Source organism: Halorubellus sp. JP-L1 (genome assembly GCF_011440375.1).
Taxonomy (GTDB): domain Archaea; phylum Halobacteriota; class Halobacteria; order Halobacteriales; family Natrialbaceae; genus Halorubellus.
Genome location: NZ_JAAOIR010000001.1, coordinates 574,141 through 592,756, shown reverse-complemented (window position 1 = coordinate 592,756; position 18,616 = coordinate 574,141). Strand labels below are relative to the sequence as shown.

Annotated in this window: 16 protein-coding genes; 9 read left to right on the top strand and 7 right to left on the bottom strand. The window is 70.6% G+C overall.

Annotated elements, in window-relative coordinates; all coding sequences use genetic code 11:
- Positions 1-77: 77 nt before the first annotated feature.
- The 4 genes from G9C85_RS03035 (at position 78) to G9C85_RS03020 (ending at position 5,891) form a co-directional block, all read left to right on the top strand.
- Entirely contained in the window at positions 78-854 is a 777-nt protein-coding gene (locus G9C85_RS03035) for an SDR family NAD(P)-dependent oxidoreductase (protein ID WP_166036790.1), read from the top strand.
- 1 nt (position 855) lies between these two features.
- Positions 856-1,857, top strand: coding sequence for a TIGR04024 family LLM class F420-dependent oxidoreductase (locus G9C85_RS03030; protein WP_166036788.1), 1,002 nt, complete (start codon positions 856-858; stop codon positions 1,855-1,857).
- Between the two features lie 226 nt (positions 1,858-2,083).
- Complete coding sequence (locus G9C85_RS03025) at positions 2,084-3,919, top strand: histidine kinase N-terminal 7TM domain-containing protein (RefSeq protein ID WP_166036786.1); 1,836 nt, start codon at positions 2,084-2,086, stop codon at positions 3,917-3,919.
- Positions 3,920-4,190: 271 nt separating this feature from the next.
- On the top strand, positions 4,191-5,891 hold the full coding sequence (locus tag G9C85_RS03020) for a thiamine pyrophosphate-binding protein (RefSeq protein WP_166036784.1): 1,701 nt from the start codon (positions 4,191-4,193) through the stop codon (positions 5,889-5,891).
- 39 nt (positions 5,892-5,930) lie between these two features.
- Here G9C85_RS03020 and G9C85_RS03015 read toward each other — a convergent pair whose 3' ends face one another.
- A complete protein-coding gene (locus tag G9C85_RS03015; protein WP_166036782.1) occupies positions 5,931-7,103 on the bottom strand; it encodes a tubulin/FtsZ family protein in 1,173 nt (390 codons plus the stop codon).
- A 280-nt stretch (positions 7,104-7,383) separates the two neighbouring features.
- Here G9C85_RS03015 and G9C85_RS03010 point away from each other — a divergent pair, with 280 nt between their 5' ends.
- A complete protein-coding gene (locus G9C85_RS03010; protein WP_166036780.1) occupies positions 7,384-7,881 on the top strand; it encodes an SHOCT domain-containing protein in 498 nt (165 codons plus the stop codon).
- 15 nt (positions 7,882-7,896) lie between these two features.
- On the opposite strand, the gene G9C85_RS03005 is transcribed toward G9C85_RS03010, so the two are convergent.
- The 3 genes from G9C85_RS03005 to folP all read right to left on the bottom strand — a co-directional run bounded on the left by G9C85_RS03005 (position 7,897) and on the right by folP (position 11,391).
- Positions 7,897-9,282, bottom strand: a complete 1,386-nt coding sequence (locus G9C85_RS03005) for an FAD-binding oxidoreductase (protein WP_166036779.1) — start codon at positions 9,280-9,282, stop codon at positions 7,897-7,899.
- A gap of 78 nt (positions 9,283-9,360) precedes the next feature.
- Complete coding sequence (locus tag G9C85_RS03000; protein WP_166036777.1) at positions 9,361-10,068, bottom strand: 6-hydroxymethylpterin diphosphokinase MptE-like protein; 708 nt, start codon at positions 10,066-10,068, stop codon at positions 9,361-9,363.
- A gap of 132 nt (positions 10,069-10,200) precedes the next feature.
- Positions 10,201-11,391, bottom strand: a complete 1,191-nt coding sequence (gene folP / locus G9C85_RS02995) for a dihydropteroate synthase (protein WP_166036775.1) — start codon at positions 11,389-11,391, stop codon at positions 10,201-10,203.
- Between the two features lie 152 nt (positions 11,392-11,543).
- On the opposite strand from folP, the gene G9C85_RS02990 reads away from it, so the two are divergent.
- The 3 genes from G9C85_RS02990 (at position 11,544) to G9C85_RS02980 (ending at position 14,172) form a co-directional block, all read left to right on the top strand.
- Positions 11,544-12,158 (top strand): hypothetical protein, encoded by a 615-nt coding sequence (locus tag G9C85_RS02990; protein WP_166036773.1) that lies wholly within the window; start codon positions 11,544-11,546, stop codon positions 12,156-12,158.
- Position 12,159: 1 nt separating this feature from the next.
- A complete protein-coding gene (locus G9C85_RS02985) occupies positions 12,160-12,978 on the top strand; it encodes an RNA methyltransferase (protein ID WP_166036771.1) in 819 nt (272 codons plus the stop codon).
- A 63-nt stretch (positions 12,979-13,041) separates the two neighbouring features.
- A complete protein-coding gene (locus G9C85_RS02980; protein WP_166036769.1) occupies positions 13,042-14,172 on the top strand; it encodes a PQQ-binding-like beta-propeller repeat protein in 1,131 nt (376 codons plus the stop codon).
- 31 nt (positions 14,173-14,203) lie between these two features.
- On the opposite strand, the gene gatE is transcribed toward G9C85_RS02980, so the two are convergent.
- The 3 genes from gatE to G9C85_RS02965 all read right to left on the bottom strand — a co-directional run bounded on the left by gatE (position 14,204) and on the right by G9C85_RS02965 (position 17,114).
- Positions 14,204-16,075 (bottom strand): Glu-tRNA(Gln) amidotransferase subunit GatE, encoded by a 1,872-nt coding sequence (gene gatE / locus G9C85_RS02975; RefSeq protein ID WP_166036767.1) that lies wholly within the window; start codon positions 16,073-16,075, stop codon positions 14,204-14,206.
- A 186-nt stretch (positions 16,076-16,261) separates the two neighbouring features.
- Entirely contained in the window at positions 16,262-16,702 is a 441-nt protein-coding gene (locus G9C85_RS02970) for a DUF4395 domain-containing protein (protein WP_166036764.1), read from the bottom strand.
- 178 nt (positions 16,703-16,880) lie between these two features.
- Complete coding sequence (locus G9C85_RS02965; protein WP_166036762.1) at positions 16,881-17,114, bottom strand: transcriptional regulator; 234 nt, start codon at positions 17,112-17,114, stop codon at positions 16,881-16,883.
- A gap of 273 nt (positions 17,115-17,387) precedes the next feature.
- On the opposite strand from G9C85_RS02965, the gene G9C85_RS02960 reads away from it, so the two are divergent.
- On the top strand, positions 17,388-18,605 hold the full coding sequence (locus tag G9C85_RS02960; protein WP_166036760.1) for a PQQ-binding-like beta-propeller repeat protein: 1,218 nt from the start codon (positions 17,388-17,390) through the stop codon (positions 18,603-18,605).
- The last annotated feature ends 11 nt before the right edge of the window (positions 18,606-18,616 follow it).

The window sequence follows — 18,616 nt, the reverse complement described above, 5'->3', positions numbered from 1 at the left end:
GATCCGGCCTGCCCCGAGAGTATGAACAGACAACGCATTGCAAATTACTTTGGTGCTGGATGCCGTCGGTGTTCCACATGTCGACAGGTCAGTTCAGCGTGGACGGCGACGTGGCGATCGTCACCGGGTCGTCGTCGGGTATCGGGCGAGTCATCGCCGAGCGGTTCGCGGACGACGGCGTGGACGTCGTCGTCTGCTCGCGGGAGATGGAGAACGTCGAACCGGTCGCGGAGGGGATCGAGGACTCGGACCGACCGGGGAGCGCGCACGCCGTCGAGTGCGACGTCACCGACCGCGACGCCGTCGAGGCGCTCGTGGAAGCGACCGTCGAGGCGTTCGGTGGCGTCGACGTCCTCGTGAACAACGCGGGCGCGTCGTTCATGGCGAACTTCGAGGACATCAGCCCGAACGGCTGGGAGACCATCGTCGAGATCAACCTCACCGGCACCTACCACTGCATCCAGGCCGCCGAGGAGCACCTGAAGGACGCCAGTGGGTCGGTCATCAACCTCTCCTCGGTCGCGGGCCAGCAGGGCGCGCCGTGGATGAGTCACTACGCGGCCGCGAAGGCGGGCGTGGAGAACCTCACGAAGTCGCTCGCGTTCGAGTGGGCGGACGACGACGTGCGCGTGAACGCCATCGCGCCCGGGTTCGTCGCCACGCCCGGCGTCGCCAGCCAGATGGGCGTCACCGCCGACGAGGTCGACCGCGACGAGGTGAAGCGCCGCATCGGCGTGAGCGAGGAGATCGCCGACGTCGCGCAGTTCCTCGCCTCGGAGGCGTCGTCGTACGTCGTCGGCCAGACGATCACGGCCGCTGGCGTCCCGGACATCATGGAGAGCCCGGAGGTCTGACATGACGGAGTATCACGTTCACTTGCCGGTCGCGGCACAGGACTCCGTGCAGGACTTCGTCGACATGGCGGTCCGCGCGGAGGAACTCGGGTACGAGGCGGTCTGGCTCCCGGAGACGTGGGGTCGGGACGCCGTCACGATCATGACCTGCATCGCGCAGGCGACCGACGAGGTGCTCGTCGGGTCCTCGATCATGAACGTCTACTCGCGGTCGCCGGCGCTGCTCGCCCAGACCGCGGCGACGCTCCAGGAGGTCTCCGACGGTCGATTCCGCATGGGCATCGGTCCCTCCGGTCCCGCAGTAATCGAGGGCTGGCACGGCATCGACTTCGGGAATCCGCTCCGGCGGACGCGCGAGTACGTCGAGATCGCGAAGACGGTGCTGCGCGGCGAGGAACTCGACTACGAGGGCGAGTACTTCAACCTCAGCGGGTTCCGCCTGCGTTCGGACGCCCCGGAGCCCCGACCGAAGATCGACGTCGCCGCGATGGGACCGAAGGCGGTCGAACTCGCCGGGCGGTTCGCGGACGGCTGGCACGCCATCCTCTTCACGCCCGAGGCGATGGCCGACCGCGTCGCGGACTTCGAGCGCGGTACCGACCTGGGTGACCGCGACCGGAGCGAGCAGGACGTCACGCTCTCGCTGACGTGCTGCGCGCTCGAGGACGGCGAGCGCGCTCGCGAACTGACCGCCCAGCACGCCGCGTTCTACGTCGGCGCGATGGGGACGTACTACCGCGACTCGCTCGCACGGCAGGGTTACGAGGACGAGGCGCACGACGTCGCCGCGAAGTGGATGAACGGCGACCGCGAGGCCGCCATCGACGTCTTCAGCGACGAGATGCTCGACGACTTCACCGCCGCCGGCACCCCCCAGCGCGCCCGCGATGAACTCGGGAAGTTCGCGGACGTCGACGGCGTCGACAACGTCAGCATCGGGTTCCCGCGCGCCGCCTCCACCGCGGAGATCGACGCGACGCTCGAGGCGTTCGCGCCAGAATGACCGAGGCGTTCGCGCCCGAGTGACGGTGCGGCGGACGCGGCCGTGATCGATCGGCGACTTCGGGCGCGGTCGGCGACTCCGGACGTGACCGCCCGGCGACCGCCGGTCGTTCTTCGACCCGACGAATCCCGCCGCGTCATCGCCGATATCCATCGGTACTCCCGGCTCTACCGACGAAACGGCCGGAACCTTAACGCATCTGTGGTCGGCAGGTCGCGGTAGACTCGTGGGTACCGTGGGTGGGGTCCCGATCCTCAGCGTCGTGCTCGCCGTCGCCACAGTCGCCACTGGATTCCTCGCGTCCGTCGGGTATCGACGCCGCGACAGCCCGGGTTCGCGCACGTTCGTCCTCCTCGCCGGAACGATGTCGGCGTACACGGCGATCTACGCGGCGAGCCTCCCGGTCACGGCCGGGCCGCTCCGGGACGCGCTCGGGGCCGCGCAGTGGTTCGCGATCGCGCCACTCCCCGTCGTCTGGCTCCTGTTCGCGCTCGAGTACGCCGGGCGACGCGAGTACCTGACGCGACGCGTCGGCGTCGCGCTCGGCGTCGTTCCCGCGATCACCGTCGCCGCTGCCGTCGCCCACGCGATGCCCGTCCCCGAGTCCCTCCTCGTCTCGCAGTTCGGGGACCTCTTCTACCCGACAACGACAGCGACGGACTGGATGGGGCACACGTTCGTCTCGCACGAGCACGGCCCGCTGTACGGGCTCTACCTTGCGTTCTCGTACGTCTGCTTCGGGACGGGCGTCCTCGTCCTCTTCGAGTTCGTCGTCCGGTTCGATCGCCTCTACAGGCACCAGGCCGCGAGTCTCGTCGTCGGTGCGCTGTTCCCGTGGGTCGGGAACGTCCTCGCCGTCCTCGGACACGTCCCCGTCCCGGGCCTGGACCTGTTGCCGTTCACGCTCCCCATTACCGCCGTCCTGTTCGCGAACGCGATGTACCGGTACGACCTGCTGGACTTCGCGCCGGCGACCCGCCGCCGCGGCGCGTCCGCGGTCGTCGCCGACATGCGCGACGCCGTCGTCGTCGTCGACGACGCCCGCCGCGTCGTGGACGTGAACGCGGCGGCGTGCGAGCGATTCGACGTCGATCGCTCGCACGCCCTCGGCAACCCGCTGTCGGCCGTCGCCGACGTCACGCTCGACCCCGACGTGGACCTGTTCGAGATCGAGACCGACGGTGCCGTCCACGAGGTGACGGTGTCGCCCGTCCACGACCGGTACGGGGCCGTCATCGGGCGGACGCTCGTGTTCCGGGACATCACCGAGCACCGGGACGCCCAGCAGCGTCTGGAGGTCCTGAATCGCGTGCTCCGGCACAACCTCCGCACGGAGGTGAACGTCATCTCGGGGTACGCGTCGCTGGTCGAACGCGAACTCGACGCGCCGGACGCGGCGATGGCCGCGGAGATCGCGACCGCCGCCGGGACGCTCGACGAGATCGGCCAGAAGGCCCGGGAGGTCGAACGCATCATGTCCCGCGACGGCGACGCGGACACCCACCTGTTGTCGGACCTCCTCGACGACGCCGTCGAGCGCGCGATCGACGAGCAAGAGTCGGTCGTCGTCGACGTGGACGCGCCGTCCCGGCCGGTTCGACTGGACGTGGACGCGGTCGTGTTCGAGGCGATCGTTGCGGACCTCTTGGACGCAATCGCGCACTACGGAGCCAGCGACAGCGACGGCGACGTCGTCTCTCTGTCGGCGCGCGTCACGTCGACGAACCTCACGGTGCGGGCGAGCGGGGAGGGCGACGGCATCCCGCCGTCGGAGTACGAGGTGGTGCGTCGCGGCGAGGAGACGCCGCTGGACCACGCGAACGGCCTGTCGCTGTGGCTCGTGAAGTGGGGCGTCCGGTCGCTCGACGGCGAGGTGCGGTTCGACGACGACGGCGACGCGGCCATCGAGATCGACGACTGCATCGTCGACGCCGAGACGACCGCCCGCCACGCGACCAACGATGGGGACGGTGGGTCGACGGACGGCGTCGACGGCGAGCTGGCGGACGGCGTCGGTGGCGAGACCGCGGCGGCAGGCGCCGGTGGCGGAACAGAGCAGTAGGCCGAGTCGGCGTCCACGACGACACGCCGTCGGACGCGGGTCGATGGGCGTCGTGACCACGGGCCGCCGGTCGCTACGACCGCGGGCCGCCGATCACTCCGAGTGTTGGGGTTCGGGTGCGAGGCGAAGGTGTCGACGCCGGCGGCGACGACGATGCCGGTGCCGGCACCGTACGCGATGCCGCGACCGAGGGCGCGTACCCGACGAACCACGAGCGGGCGCGTTCCCGACGGACCAAACCGCTTAGGGGGAGGCCCGCCTCGTCGGAGCCATGAGCGAATACACGGGCGCGGACCTGTTCGTCGACGCCCTCGAGACGTACGGCATCGAGCACGTGTTCGGGAACCCAGGAACGACCGAGCTACCGGTGACGCGGGCGCTCGCGGACGGCGACGTCGAGTACGTCCTCGGCCTGCACGAGGACGTCGCCGTCGGTGCGGCCGCGGGGTACGCGAGCACGCGCCTGGCGTACGCGGACGAACTCGACGGCCTGCCGGCCGGCGTGGTGAACCTCCACGTCGCACCGGGGACCGCGCACGGCCTCGGGAACCTCTACGACGCGAGCATCACGGGCGCGCCGCTGGTCGTGACGGCGGGCGCGCACGGCCGCGGGTTCCGGCACGAGGAACCGATCCTCGAGGGCGATACGGTCGCGATGACCGAGGAGTTCACGAAGTGGAGCGCGGAGGTGCTCGACGTCGAGGCGCTCCCGACGATGCTCCGGCGCGCGTTCCGCGTCGCGTGCACGCCGCCGACCGGTCCCGTCTTCCTCGCGCTCCCGCTGGACGTCATGCGCGCCGAGACGGACGCCCGCCCCGAGGACACCGGTGGCATCATCCAGAATCCGGGGCGAGGCGACCCGGCCGCTCTGGAGGAGGCCGCGAACCGGGTCGTCGACGCGAACGACCCCGTGCTCGTCGTCGGCGATCACGTCCCGCGGCACGCCGCGCACTCAGCGGTCGACCCCGTCGCGGCCGCCGTCGCGTTCGCGGAGGCCGCCGGCGCGCGCGTCCACGGCGAGATCCTCTCGAGCGAGGCCTCGTTCCCGACGGACCACGACCAGTGGGTGAGTCACATCCCACCGAGCGAGGAGTTCGCGCAGGCGCTCCTCAACACCGATACCATCGTGTTCGCGGGGACGTCCACGAACACGACGCTCTGGGACCACGACGAACCGCTCGTCCCCGGCGACCCGACGTGCGTCCACCTCGCTTCGGACCCGTGGGAGGTCGCGAAGAACCAGCCCGGGACGGGCGTCACCGGCGACCTCGGGCACCTCCTCGCGGACCTCGCCGAGCGCGTCGACGCGCGCCTCGACGAAGCAGAACGAGAGAAGCGACTGGACGGCGTCGCGGCGATGAAGACGTTCGCAGAGTCGAAGGTCGCAGAGCTCGCGTCGAGCGACGTCGACGACCCGCGGCCGTCCAAGCCCGACCTCGTGGACGCGCTCCGGGCGGTCGCCCCTGACGCGTACGTCGTCGACGAGGGCGTCACCGCGAAGTACGCGCTCCTGTCGCGCTGGGACTTCGAACCCGGCGACCTCACGTCGAACAAGGGCGGTGGCCTCGGCTACGGGCTCCCGGCGAGCGTCGGCGCGGCGCTCGCGGAGTCGATGCGACCCGAGCGCGAGCGCCGGGACGTCGTCGGGTTCGTCGGCGACGGCTCGTACATGTACTACCCCCAGAGCGTTCAGATGGCGGCGAGCCTCGGCGTCGACCTCACCGTCGTCGTCGTCGACAACCGGAACTACCGCATCCTCAAGGAGAACCAGCGCGCGATGTTCGGCGACGACGAGGACGAGGCCGACTTCGTCGGGATGAACTTCGACCCGCCCGTCGACGTCGCGGCGAGCGCTCGCGCAAACGGTGTCGACGGCCGCGTCGTCGACCCCGACGCGGACCTGGAGGGCGCGCTCGCGGACGCCATCGATTCATCGGGACCGGTCGTCGTCGACGTCCCCGTCCACGACTGAGGTCGGGCCATCGAACTACGGGAGGGTCGACCGGCGGACTCAGATGGGGTCGAGTTCCCCGGCGTCGTCCGTGATGAGGTCCTCGATGGCGTCCTCGCGTTCGTCCTCCTGGGCCTCCATGTTCCCCTTTGCGTCCACCGCCCTTCCCTGGAGTTCGTCGACGCGCCGGACGTCCGTCGGGTTCGACAGCACGACTACGGCCGAGAGCCGGTCCGCGTTCGGCTGCGGGCTGTCGCCCGCGAGGACCTCCATGCTCCCGGTCTCCTGCTCGACCCACTGGCGCGCTCGCTCCAGGCCCTTCCGCGAGAACTCGCCGGAGGGACCGGCGACGACGACGAGCGACCGCTCGACGGAGGAGACGTCCGCCGGGCACGTCAGTCGCGACTGGATGGCCTGCCGGACGAGGCCACTCACCTTCTGGGCTGCGTCGACGTCCTCCGCGTCGCCGTTGCGCTTGAACCGCGACAGCAGGCCCTTGGACTCGACGGTCCCAGGCGACAGCTCCGTCTCCGCGTACGCGATCGTCGACACGCCGCCGGTCGCGAGCGTCCGCCGGACGTCGCTCGCGTCCATCGCGTTCTCCGCCACCTCGTCGCCGACGTTCCCCGCGGCGAACAGCGTCCCGAGTCGCTTCGCGAGCTCGCGGTTCGTCCGTTCGTAGCCCGCGCCGACGGTGTCCTGGCTCCCGCGCCACGCGTCGTTGTCGAACACCAGGACGTTGTCCGACGCCTCGACGAACGACTGGAACGACCGCGCCGCGTTGAACGCCGCTCGACCACCCTCTTCGTCGCTCGGCAGGACGCCGAGGCCGTACACGGGTTCGTCGAACTTCGCGCGGAGGCCCGACGCGAGCACCGGCGCACCACCGCTCCCGGTGCCACCACCGAGGCCCGCGGCGACGAGGAACGCGTCGACGTCGTACAGCGGGATCTCGTCGAGCGCGCGCTCGATCTCGTGGAGGTCCTGGCGCGTCACCTCCGCGCCAAGGTCGGGGTCCGCGCCGACGCCCTGGCCCTTCACGCGCTCGTGGGTCTGCCCGATGAGCATCTGGTTCTCGGGCGGCACGTAGTCGAGCTTCGCGAGGTCCGTGCGCGCCGAGTTGATCGCGAGCGCCGCCCGCACGAAGTCCAGGTCCGTATCGTGCTCGTGGTACAGCAACTCGTCGACGATCTTGCTGCCAGCGTTCCCGAATCCGATGAGCGCCAGTTTCATGCCGTAATACAGCGCCCAGGGACCGGTTAGTTACAAGCGCATTATCGGCCGCGGGCGGCGGTCGCCCCCTCGTCGCGGCCGGTCGTTGCACCCCGTCGGCCACCGGCGGGTTCGACCCCTCGAAGACTCCATCTCGCGCTGGGTACGACGGCGTTTCGTGTCGCCGGGCCGCGCCCTGGCAGCGATAAGCTCTTCCTAGAGTCGGCAGTGGGATGTCTCTCGGACCAGGATCGGGTTCGTGAGGAGTACAAATTTCACCCCGGCGAAACTACAGTCGCGCATGAGCGAGCACGGGAACGAGGCCGTCGACGACGACGGCGAGGACCTCCTCGAGACCCTCCCCGCCATCATCGCGGTCGCGACGCTCGGCATCGGTGCGACGACGGCGATTCTCGGTCTCGGCGAGGTGACGGCGATCGTCTTCGTCGTCGGCTGGCTGCTGTTGACGCCGCTCTCGGCGATCCTCGGCGAGACGACGGCCGTCCGGAACTTCGTCTCCGGCGCGACGAGCGGACGCGCGACGCGGTCGTCGACCGAGAGCGAGCGCGAGCGAGGCGAGGACGCCGCCCTCGAGGAACTGAAGGGTCGGTACGCTCGCGGCGAGCTGGACGAGGCGGAGTTCGAGCGACGCACCGCCACGCTCCTCGAGAACGAGTCCATCGAGGACGTCCGGTCCCGCGTCGAACGGACCGCCGACGCCGGGAGCCACGACGGCCCAACCGAACGCGAGCACGCCGCCGACCGCGACGGCGAGCGGGAGCCGGAGTACGAGACGTGAACGGGTCGCTCGCGGTCAGTCCTCGTCGAATATCTTCCCGGGATTCAGCGTCCCGGTCGGATCGAGGGCGTCCTTGATTCGTTTCATCGCGTCGACCGCGCCCGGTCCGCGCTCGGCTTCGAGGTACTCGCGCTTCCCGCGGCCGATGCCGTGCTCGCCGGTCGACGTCCCGCCGAGTTCGATGGCGCGCTCGACGATGCGGCGGTAGACGTCCTCGCCCGTCGCGACCGCCTCCGGATCGTCTTCGTCGACGAGCACAGAGTAGTGGACGTTCCCGTCGCCCGCGTGCCCGAAACAGGGCATGACGACGTCGTACTCGTCGGCGAGGTCCTTCGCGTAGCGCACCATCGCGCCGTACTCGCTGATCGGGACGGTGACGTCGCCGGGGTGCAGCGGCGTCAGGTTCGGGTCGTAGCTCCGGATGGCGAAGGCCAGGTCGCGCCGGGCCTGCCAGAGGTCGGCCATGCCCTCGCCGTCGGCGGCGACCTCGAACCGGAGCGGGTCGTGCGCGTCGAACACTTCCCGACAGTACCGGACCTCCTCGTCGACGCCGTGGTCCGCGTGGAACTCGACGAACACCGTCGGCGCGTCCGGGAGGTCGACGCCCGCGTACGCGTTCGCCATCCGCGCGCTCGTCTCGTCGACGAGCTCGATCTTCGCGACGTCGACGCCGGACTGCACGGCGTCCGTGACGGCCGCGGTCGCGTGGTCGAGGTCGGGGAACACCGCGCGACCGCCCCGGATCTGGCGCGGCCGTCCGTCCAGCTCGAGGGTCGCCTCGGTGACGACGCCGAGCGTGCCCTCGCTCCCCGCGACGAGTTCGGTGAGGTTGTAGCCCGCGCTCGACTTGATCGCGCGCGTCCCCGAGTCGACGACGGTGCCGTCCGCGAGCACGACCTCCAGGCGAACGAGCCAGTCCTTCACTTCGCCGTACTTCACGGTCCCCATGCCACCGGCGTCGGTCGCGATCATGCCACCGACGGTCGAGATGTCGCCCGACGACGGGAGCGGCGGGAACCACAGGCCCTCGACGCCCGCGCGCTCGTCGACCGCGGACCCCATCACGCCCGGCTGGACGTCCATCTGGAAGTCCCCGGGCCGGACGTCGAGGATCGAGTCCATCCGCGTCAGGTCCATGCTGATGCCCGCCTCGACCGGGACCGCGTTCCCCTCCAGGCCGGTCCCTGCAGCGTACGGCGTCACGGGGACGCCGCGGTCGGTCGCTGCCGCCAGCACCGAAGAGACGTCGGCCGTACTCTCCGGGTAGACGACGGCGTCCGGTGCCACGCCCTCGCCGTCGGGCGTCCCCCAGTCCGCCGCGTGACTCTCCAGGGTCCCCGGCGACGTCGACACCTCGCCCTCGACCGCCAGGTCATCGAGGAAGGACACGTCGTGATGCATGCTATCGACCGACGACCGCCGGGGTCGTAGGACTTGTCCCCGACGCGCGGTCGCGACGACGACGGACCGGTGGCGCGGTCACGGCCAGAAGTCGAGGTCGAGGTCGTCGCGGTGGCCGTCGAGGACGTCGAAGTGGACGCGGTCGCCGAGGCGGTCGCGGCGGTCGCGTTCGAGCACGGCGAGCAGGCGCGTCGCCCACGCGAGCTTACGCGCCTTTGTCGGATCGACGGCGTCGTCGTCGAGGTCCCAGCCGGGGAAGGACAGCGAGCCCGCGCCGACGTGGTCCGCGAGGTACGCCGCCCGGTCGCCGTCCGTGAACCCGCCGACGTTCGCGACGCCGTCGACGGGCGCGGCCTGCGTCGTCCCGAGCACGTGCTCGCGGTCGCACTCCGGGACGACCGACCGCACCGCGGGGACGTTGTCGCCGTGTGCGTGTACCGCCGTCGGGACGGCCGCCGCCGACAGCGACGGCGCGAGCTCCGGCGTCGCGTCGAGGTCCGTCACGTACCCGTCGACGGCGACGTCGTGCTCGCGGAGCACGCCCGCGGCCGAGGACACCGCGAGCACCGCCTCCGCCTCCTCGACGGCGTCCAACTCCGCCGACAGCGTCGGCCCCGGAGCGACGACGGCGACCTCGCGACCCCCCAAGACGGCCTCGAAGTCCGCGAGCGACCCACCCGGCTCCAGCCCTACGAGGACGTCCCGCGCGCGCTCGTCGCTCGCCCGCCCGAACCCGAAGTCCGCGAGGATGGATTCGTACGCCGGCTCGAACTGCTCGAAGTCCATGGCTGACGCTAACGAGCTGGCGTCAAGATAATCCGTTGGTGTGGGCCGGCCGAGCCTCCACGTGTACCCCTACCCGTGAGGCCCTACCGGCGTCCACCCATCCATTTCAACCCCTCCGGCATAAGTTTTCTCTTAGTAGCCGGATGTCCGCGTTCGAGAGAGAATAGACGCGAGAGCACCGTCAGCGTCCCGTTCCCCGGCGGAAAGCTGCTCGAAGGCGGCGACCGACCCCGCGAGCACGCATCCGCCCCCAGTAGTCGGAGCATACCCGACTCCGGCGTCGGCCGCGGCCGCGGCGAGCGCCGCCGCGGTATCGTCGTCGACGCCGTCGACGGCGTAGATGCGAGCGACCGACTCGGCCGCGATCGCGGCGTCCACGCCGAGGCGTTCGGCGTGCCGGCGCGCCTCCGCGGGCGTCGTCACGTCCAGTTCCTCCACGACCGGATCGCCGCCGCGAGCGCGGTCGCGCGCGAACTCGCGACCGACCGCGACCGCGTCCACGGTCTCCCGGACGTCGTGCGTCCGGACGACGTGCGCGCCGCGCTCGACCGCCATCGACGTCGCCGCGAGCGACGACGCGAGCGCGTCCGCCGTCGACCGACCCGTCAGGCTCCGCAGGAAGTTCTTCCGGTTGATCGAGACGAGCATCGGCCGCCCGAGCCCGCGGAACTCGCGCAGGCGCCGGAACGCATCCCGGTCCTGCTCGATCGTCTGCGCCTCGGACCACCCGCCGAACGCCGGGTCGACGATCGTCTTCTCCGTCAGCCCGTTCTGCTTCAGGGCCTCGTACACCATATCGACGTAGTCCGCGCGTTCCGCCCACGCCGCGCCCTTCCGCTCCGCCCACGGCGTCTCCTCGACCGCGCCCGGCCGCTCGAGGTCCGGCGGACTCGCCATCTTCGCCACCGCCACGTCCCTGGCCTCGCACACCTCGGGGAGCGCGGGGTCCGCGAACCCCGCGATGTCGTTCACCATGTCGAACCCGGCGTCGAGCGCCGCCTCGGCGACCTCGGCGTACCGCGTCTCGATCGACCAGACCGCGTCGCCGGACGTCGACTCCAGGGTCTCCACCGCCGTGTCGAGCCGCGCTAGCTCCTGCTCGGCGGTCAGGACGTCGAAGCGCTTGTTCGCGGACTCCAGGCCGACGTCGACGACGTCCGCGCCCTCCCCGATCAACTCCTCGTCGACGTACGCCGCTGCCTCGCCCGGGTCGTCGAAGACGCTCGGGTCGTACGGCGACTCCTCGCTCACGTTCAGTACGCCCATCACCCGCGGCGGGTGGTCGTCCCCGATGCCGAGGCCCGCGGCGTCGACGCTGTCCATACCCCGAACCGGGGGCCGTTCCACCAAAAGCGGACCGTTCGACGCACCCGCACCCCACCGGGTCTGCGCTCGACGCACCGCACCGAACGACTGCGCGGCCGCTGGACCGGAAGACGCGGGCCTTTTGCCCGTCCGCGTGCTACGGGCGGGACATGAGCAAGGTGAGCATCGGGCTCCGCGGGTGGCGCTTCGACGAAGACGAGGTGTTCACCGACGACGGGGACGTCCGGCCGTTCGACGAGATGCGCGAGGACACCCGCCGACGGCTGGTGCGCGTCGGCGTCATCTACGGGTCGCCGTGCGACGCGTGCTGGCTGATCCACGGCGACGACGACCTCGAGGCGTGCAACGAGTCGACGGTCGTCTACGGCGAACCGCTCGCCGAAGTGACCGTCTGCGACGAGCACGAAGCGGACTTCCTCTACTGGTTCCGCGAGGACGACGGCATCGAGCACGCCGAGACCGACCGGTTCGAGGACGCGTTCCACGAGTGGTTCGCGGCCGGGAACCGCGCGCCCGAGGGCTACGGCGGCGTCGAGTACGTCGAGACCGACCCGCGCTCGCTCCCCGAGACCGAGATGCCCGACCCCGACGACTACGACGAACTCGGGACGCGCGAGGTCGTCGAGCAACGCATCGACCTCCGCACCGGCGAGATCGACGACGCCCCCGACCCGCGAGAGGACGCGGGCGAGGACGACGACGACGAGGACGACCTCGACCTCGACGATGCGGACGTCGACCTGGACGCGGACTACCCCTCCTGAGATGAGAGACGACGACGCACCCGCAGGGGACGCACCCGTCGGCGACGCGGACGCGACCGACGCGGGCGACGCACCACCACTCCACGGCTCGAACGCGCCGGCGGTCGCAGTCGTCGGCGCGCAGACGCCCGGGAACGTCGGGACGATCGCTCGCGCGATGAAGAACTTCGGCATGACCGAGCTCCTGCTCGTCGATCCGCCAGAGGACGTCTGGGACCCCGACGGCGTCGCGTACGGGTACGCCGGCCACGCCCGCGAGGACGTCATGCCGGGTGCGAGAGAGGTCGACCTCGACGACCTCGTCGAGAACTACTACACCGTCGGCTGTACGGCGACGACGAACGAGGACTGCCGGAGTCACGTCCGCTTCCCGTTCTACACGCCCGCGGAACTCCCAGAGCACCTCGCTGGCGTGGACGCGGACGTCTGCCTCGTGTTCGGCCGCGAAGACCGGGGTCTCGACAACGCCGAACTCGAGCGTCTCGACGCCGTCTCCTCGATCCCAGCGAGCGCCGACTACCCCGTCCTCAACCTCGGACAGGCGGCGACGGTGACCCTGTACGAGATGCGGGAGGCGACCGTCGCGGAGACCCAGCACCCCGACCGCGTCCGCGAACGCGCCAGCGAACGCGAGATCGAGCGCCTCTACACCGAGTTCGAGAGCGTGCTCGACGCCATCAACCACCCCGACGCGAAGCGCCAGAAGACCACGCGGATGTTCCGGCGCCTCCTCGCTCGCACGCACCCGACCGAGCGCGAGGTGTCGACGCTCACCGGCATCCTCCGGCGCGCGAGCGAACGCCCCGAGCGCGACGACTGACGCACCGAGACGGTCCCTCGCGAGCAGAAAGCTTTCACCGTACCCCTCGGTACACTCTCGTCAATGCGCCGCCGAGCCCTCCTCCAGACCACTGGCGCCCTCCTCGCCGGCGGCCTCGCAGGCTGTAACGCGCTCGACCCGGGCGGATCCATTCCCCGCGACGGTGCCGTCGGGCGTCCGCCCGACCGCTCGTGGCCCCGCCCGGGCTACGATCCAGAGAACAGCCGGTACAACCCCGGTGCGGTCGTCCCCGACGACCCAAGCGAGGCGTGGACGCGGACCATCTCGTTCTCGTTCGGCGATCCCGTCGTGGCGGACGACGCCGTCTTCGTCCGCGACCGCGACAGCGTGCGCTCGCTCGCGGTCGACGACGGCAGCGAACGCTGGAGTGCGCTCGCTCACACCGCGCCGGTCGTCGAGGGGAACGCCGTCGCCGTCGGTACCGGCGGCGACGTCGTCCTCTACGATCGCGCGGACGGCAGCGAGTACGACCGCTTCGCCGGCGACCAACCGGTCCGCGGTCCGCCAGCACCGCTCGAGGACGGCGCGTACGCGGTCGCTCGCGGCGAGCACGTCGGCGTCGTCGGCGACCCCCACGACGACGACGGCGGCTGGAATCGTCGACTGTTCGGCACCGTCGACGGTGGCGTCTCCACGCGCGACTCCACGTACCTCGTCGCGGCGACGGAGGCCGGAGAACTCGCCGTCCTGAACCCGGAGGGAACCGGCATGGGCCGGTACCGGTTCGAGGGCGCCGCTGCGACCAGACCGATACTCGAACCCCAGTTCGACCACGTGCTCGTGCAGACCGGTCGCGGTGACCTCCACGCCCTCGCGACCGACCCGGACGGCGACGACTGGACGACGGACGCGAACGGGTCGCACGCGGTCGCGTACGCCGCCGGCTACTGTTACGTCCCCCACGCGGACGCGGTCGCGGTCGTCGACGTGGAGACCGGCGACGAAGCGTACCGCCAGCCACTCGACGGCACCGTCACGTCACTCGCCGTCGCTGGCGACCGCGTCCTCGCACCGACGACCGCCGGCACGGTCCACGCACTCGACCGGTTCGACGGGAGCGAGCGCTGGTCGCGCGACGTCGGCGAGACCGCGTATCGAGTCGTTCCCGGGGCCGAACGACTGTTCGTGCACTGCCTCCGCGACGGCACGTCCACGCTCGCGGTCTACGAGTAGGAACGGAGCAGAACGGAACCGTCCGGGAAGCTCAGGTGCGCGCCTGGATCTCCTCGCGCAAGACTTCACTCACGAGGTCGCCGTCTGCCTTCCCGCGGAGTGCGCCCATGCACTCGCCCATGAGTGCGGAGAACGCACCCATCCCCTGCTCGGCGACCTGGTCTTCGTTCCGCTCGACGACCTCGACGACGGCCTCGCGGACCTCCGCCTCCGCGACCCCGCCGAGGTCCTCCTCCTCGACCGCCTGCTCGGCGGACCACTCGGGGTTCTTCGCGAGCGCACGCAGGAGGTCCTCGAGGCCCTCGTTCGGGACGTCGCCCGCGTCGACGAGCGCGATCGCCTCGCGGAGGTGCACGTCGGTCAGGTTCGCGACCGGGACGTCGTCGCGACGGAGCGCCGTGAGCGTCGACTCGAGCGTCGTCGCGGCGAGCGTCGGGTCCACGGCCTCGTCGTCGACGAGCGCCTCGAACAGCGGCATGTGTTCGCCGTACGCGACCTGCTCGGCGACGCCCGCGTCCAGCCCGTACTCGTCCTGGTAGCGCTCGACCTTCTCCGTGAGGAGCTCGGGTTCGTCGACGTCGCTCGGGTCGAGGTGTACTGGCGGGACGTCCGTCTCCGGGTACATCCGCGCCGCACCGGGAAGCGGCCGCAGGTACCGCGTGGTCCCGTCCTCGTTCGCGCCCCGGGTCTCCTCGGGGACGCCCTCGAGTGCCGTGCGGGCGCGGTCCGCCGCCGCCTCGACCGCATCCTTCGCGACAGCAGCGTCCGCGGCGACCATCGCCACCGCGTCCTCGCTCGCCGCGTCCACCGCGTCACGGAGCGCCGCGACCTCGTCCTCGGTGACGCCGTACGCCGGCAGTTCGTCCGTGTGGAAGATGCCGCCCGCGCCGTGGCGCTTCGCGTGATCGCTCAGCTCCGTCCCGAGCCGCCGGTCCGGCTGGATCTCCTCGCCGACGATCCCGTCGAACCCTTCGAGGCGGACCGCCCACACCTCGCCGCCCGCGTCGAGCGCACCGCGGACGACGCCGCTGTCGGTGTCCGCGAACGTCTCCGTCACCTCGACCGCGTCGCCGACACCGGCGTCACGTTCGTGCAAGCGCTCTCGGAGGTCCAGGAGCGCGACCTGCCGCCCGACCTCGTTGCGCACGATGTCGTCGATGTCGTCCAGGCTCTGCACGCCCTTCACCTCGACGCGCGCACCGTCCGCGATGGAGATGTTCACGTCCTGCCGGATCGTCCCGAGCCCGCGCTTGACGTGCCCCGTCGACCGGAGGAGCATCCCGATGCGCTCGGCGGCCTCGCGAGCCTGCTCGGGCGACGAGACGTCGGGCTTCGTCCCGATCTCGACGAGCGGAATCCCGAGCCGGTCCAGCGAGTACGTCACGCCGTCCTCGCGCTCCTCGACGCGCTGCGCGGACTCCTCCTCGAGCATCAGATCCGCGACGCGAACCGCGCCCTCGCTCGTCTCGATCTCGCCGTCGGTCGCGACCTGCATCGACCGCTGGAACCCGCTCGTGTTCGAGCCGTCCACCACGAGCTTGCGCATCACGTGCGCGACGTCCACCGGCGTCATGTCCATGAGCTGCGCGATCTCGAGGACGACCGAGAGCGCCTCCGCGTCCACGCGCCCCGGCGGCTCCTCGTCCTCCTCGACGAGACACGTCGAGTCGTACGCGAGGTACTCGAAGACGCGATCGACCTGGCTCTCCTCGAGGGCGGCCTCGTCGATCTCGCCGAGTTCGCTCTTGGTCGGGTGCAGGTACCGTTCGAACGAACGCACCGATTCCTCGGGTTCGCGCAGTTCGGTCGGGCACGAACAGAACAGCTTCGTCGCCGTGTCCAGCTGCTGGTGTATCTCCAGGCCGGCGACGAGTCCGAGCTCGTCGTAGTCGTACTCGGTCATTACGCAACCGTCCGCGTCCGAGGGGTAAAAAACCGTCCAGTTCGCGGCCGAGGCCGAACGCAACTGGCGTGATTCGGAGTCGTTCGCTTCCGGTTCCGTCGACCGGCCGATGCGTCCGCGGTCGATTCAGACGCCGCCGATGCGTCCGCGGTCGATTCAGACGCCGCCGATGCGTCCGCGGTCGATTCAGACGACGCCGGCGCGCCTGAAGAACCCGACCTGCTCGTAGAGCCGGCAGCCCAGGCAGAATCCCGTGGTCGCGCCGAGGGCGGCGAGGACGGCGACGACGACCACGAGCGCGTACCCGACGACCGCGACGCTGCCGCCGAGGAGGACGAGCGGCAGGGAGACGGTGGCGAACGTCGCGCCGACGAGCTTCGCGAACCGATGCGGTGCCGCGGGCTCGCGGTCGTCGACGGGTCCGACCAGCGGGACGGCGAGGCGACGCCAGAGCGTCGCCCACGCGTCGACGCGCCACCCCGTCGCGACGGCGGTCCCGAGCACGACGGCGAGCACCGCGACGGGGATTGGGTTCGCGAACGCGACGGCGACGCCGGCGAGGGTCGCCGTCAGTGCCTGTCCGAATCGTGGCGCGCGAGGGTCGACCAGCGCGAGAGAAGGGGTCATCGACGTAGGTCAGGGAACGAGGCCGCAAGAGGAGTGGTCGGTCGTGCGGCGCGGACGCACGAGCGAGGCCCCGGGTCGTGACTGGGACGCCGACCGAAAGCGATGGTCGGTCGCCGACGATACGGCCGCGGTCCGTCCGGTCGAACCGCGGCGGGTTCCGACGCTCGGTTCGCGACGGCTACTGCGTGGCCGCGCGGATGTCCTCGATGCGCTTTATCTCCTGGCCCATGCCCTGTCCCTCGCAGTCCTCGGTCGGGCACGTGTAGTGCCAGCCGTCTCGCGTCGCCGCGGACTCGCTGAATCGCTGCCCGCATACCTCGCAGAAGAGGTCCGCTCGCTCGCACTTGTCTCGGTGGAGTTCGAGTGCGAGCTCTGTGGCGAACGTCTCGTTGCAGTCACGACAGGTGTGCATGCGTGATACATCAAACCCATCCCCCATAACACCCGTGGATTGTTCGGGTCTACGACGGCGTTCGGTTACGTATCGTAAGTCGACGCCGTCGCGTGGGTATGACCCACACGTGGCTCCTCCGAACTCTACTTGAATCTTTCGCCGCCACCGGTTCGCGAGGGCGCCCGAAGCCCCCGACCAACGAGACCCCTTGTCGGCGTCCGAACAGCCCGATGGTCAGCGAACGCGTCGGAACCCCAACCGTTAGGACGGTCCGGTTCGGCGTTTCCGTCAATGCGACGCCGACGCCTCCTCGCCACGATGCTCGGAGCCGGTACCGCGGGCTGTCTGGAACTCGAACAGGGCGACGCCACCACCTCGAGCGCGTTCACCACGGGCACGACCGCCCGGACCGAACCGCCGACCGACACCGCCACGTCGACGCGGTCGGACGCGACGGAACCGGAGCCCGAGGAGACGACGAGCGAACCGCGCGAGTACACCGAACCTGCGTGGACGTTCGAGCCCGACGAGGAACTGGGCCGCTACCCCGTCGTCGCCGACGGCACCGTCTTCACGGGCGGCCGCGGGACGGCGTACGCGTTCGCGGTCGACGACGGCGAACAGCAGTGGGTCGTCGAAGACGCGAAGGCCATCGACAGTCGTCGACGCGGGCTCGTCGCCGACGACGCCGTCGTGTACGTCGACGCGAGCGACATCGTGGCGCACGAGACGGCCGACGGAAGCGAGCGTTGGGCGTTCGGCCACGGCGCGGAGACCGGCCCCGCGTTCGACGGCTCCAGCCTGTACGTCTACGGCGTCGACTTCGGGCAGAAGCTCGCGTCCGTCGATCCCGCGACGGGCGCGACGGAGTGGACGGTCGAACCCGAGCAGGGACTCACCGCGACTCGGTCGCTCGCCCTTCAGGACGACGTCCTCGTCGGCGCGGACTTCGAGGGGACCGTCCGCGCGTTCGACGCGACGACCGGCGACCCCCTATGGACGTACCCGAAACCGAAAGCCGACACCGACGTTACGGACGTCGCGACCGACGGCTCCAGCGTCTTCGTGGCCTACAGCAACAGCACGAGAGGCGGCGCGGGACCGCTCGTCGCGCTCGATTCCGCCGACGGCTCGGTTCGCTGGTCCCAGCACGAGGACGGCGAGACGCTCGACAGTTCGCCCGACCTCGTCGTCCACGACGGGACGCTATACGTCAGTCACAGGTCACTGCACGCCGTGAACCCCGACGACGGACTCACGAAGTGGTTCAACGAGGACGTCCACGGGATCGTCACGCCAGGCGACGGGAGGCTCTACGTCGGTTCGGGCGGCCACGACGGCGTCGTCCTGTACGCCCTGAACCCCGAGACTGGGCGCGTCACCAGCGAGGTGCACGCGGAGTACGCCGAGGCGTGGGGGCTCCGACCCGCGATCGTGGACGACCGCGCGTACCTCATCGAGACGACCGCCGACGGCAACCGGCTCGCAGCGTACGACCTCCCCGAGTAAGGTCGTCGCGG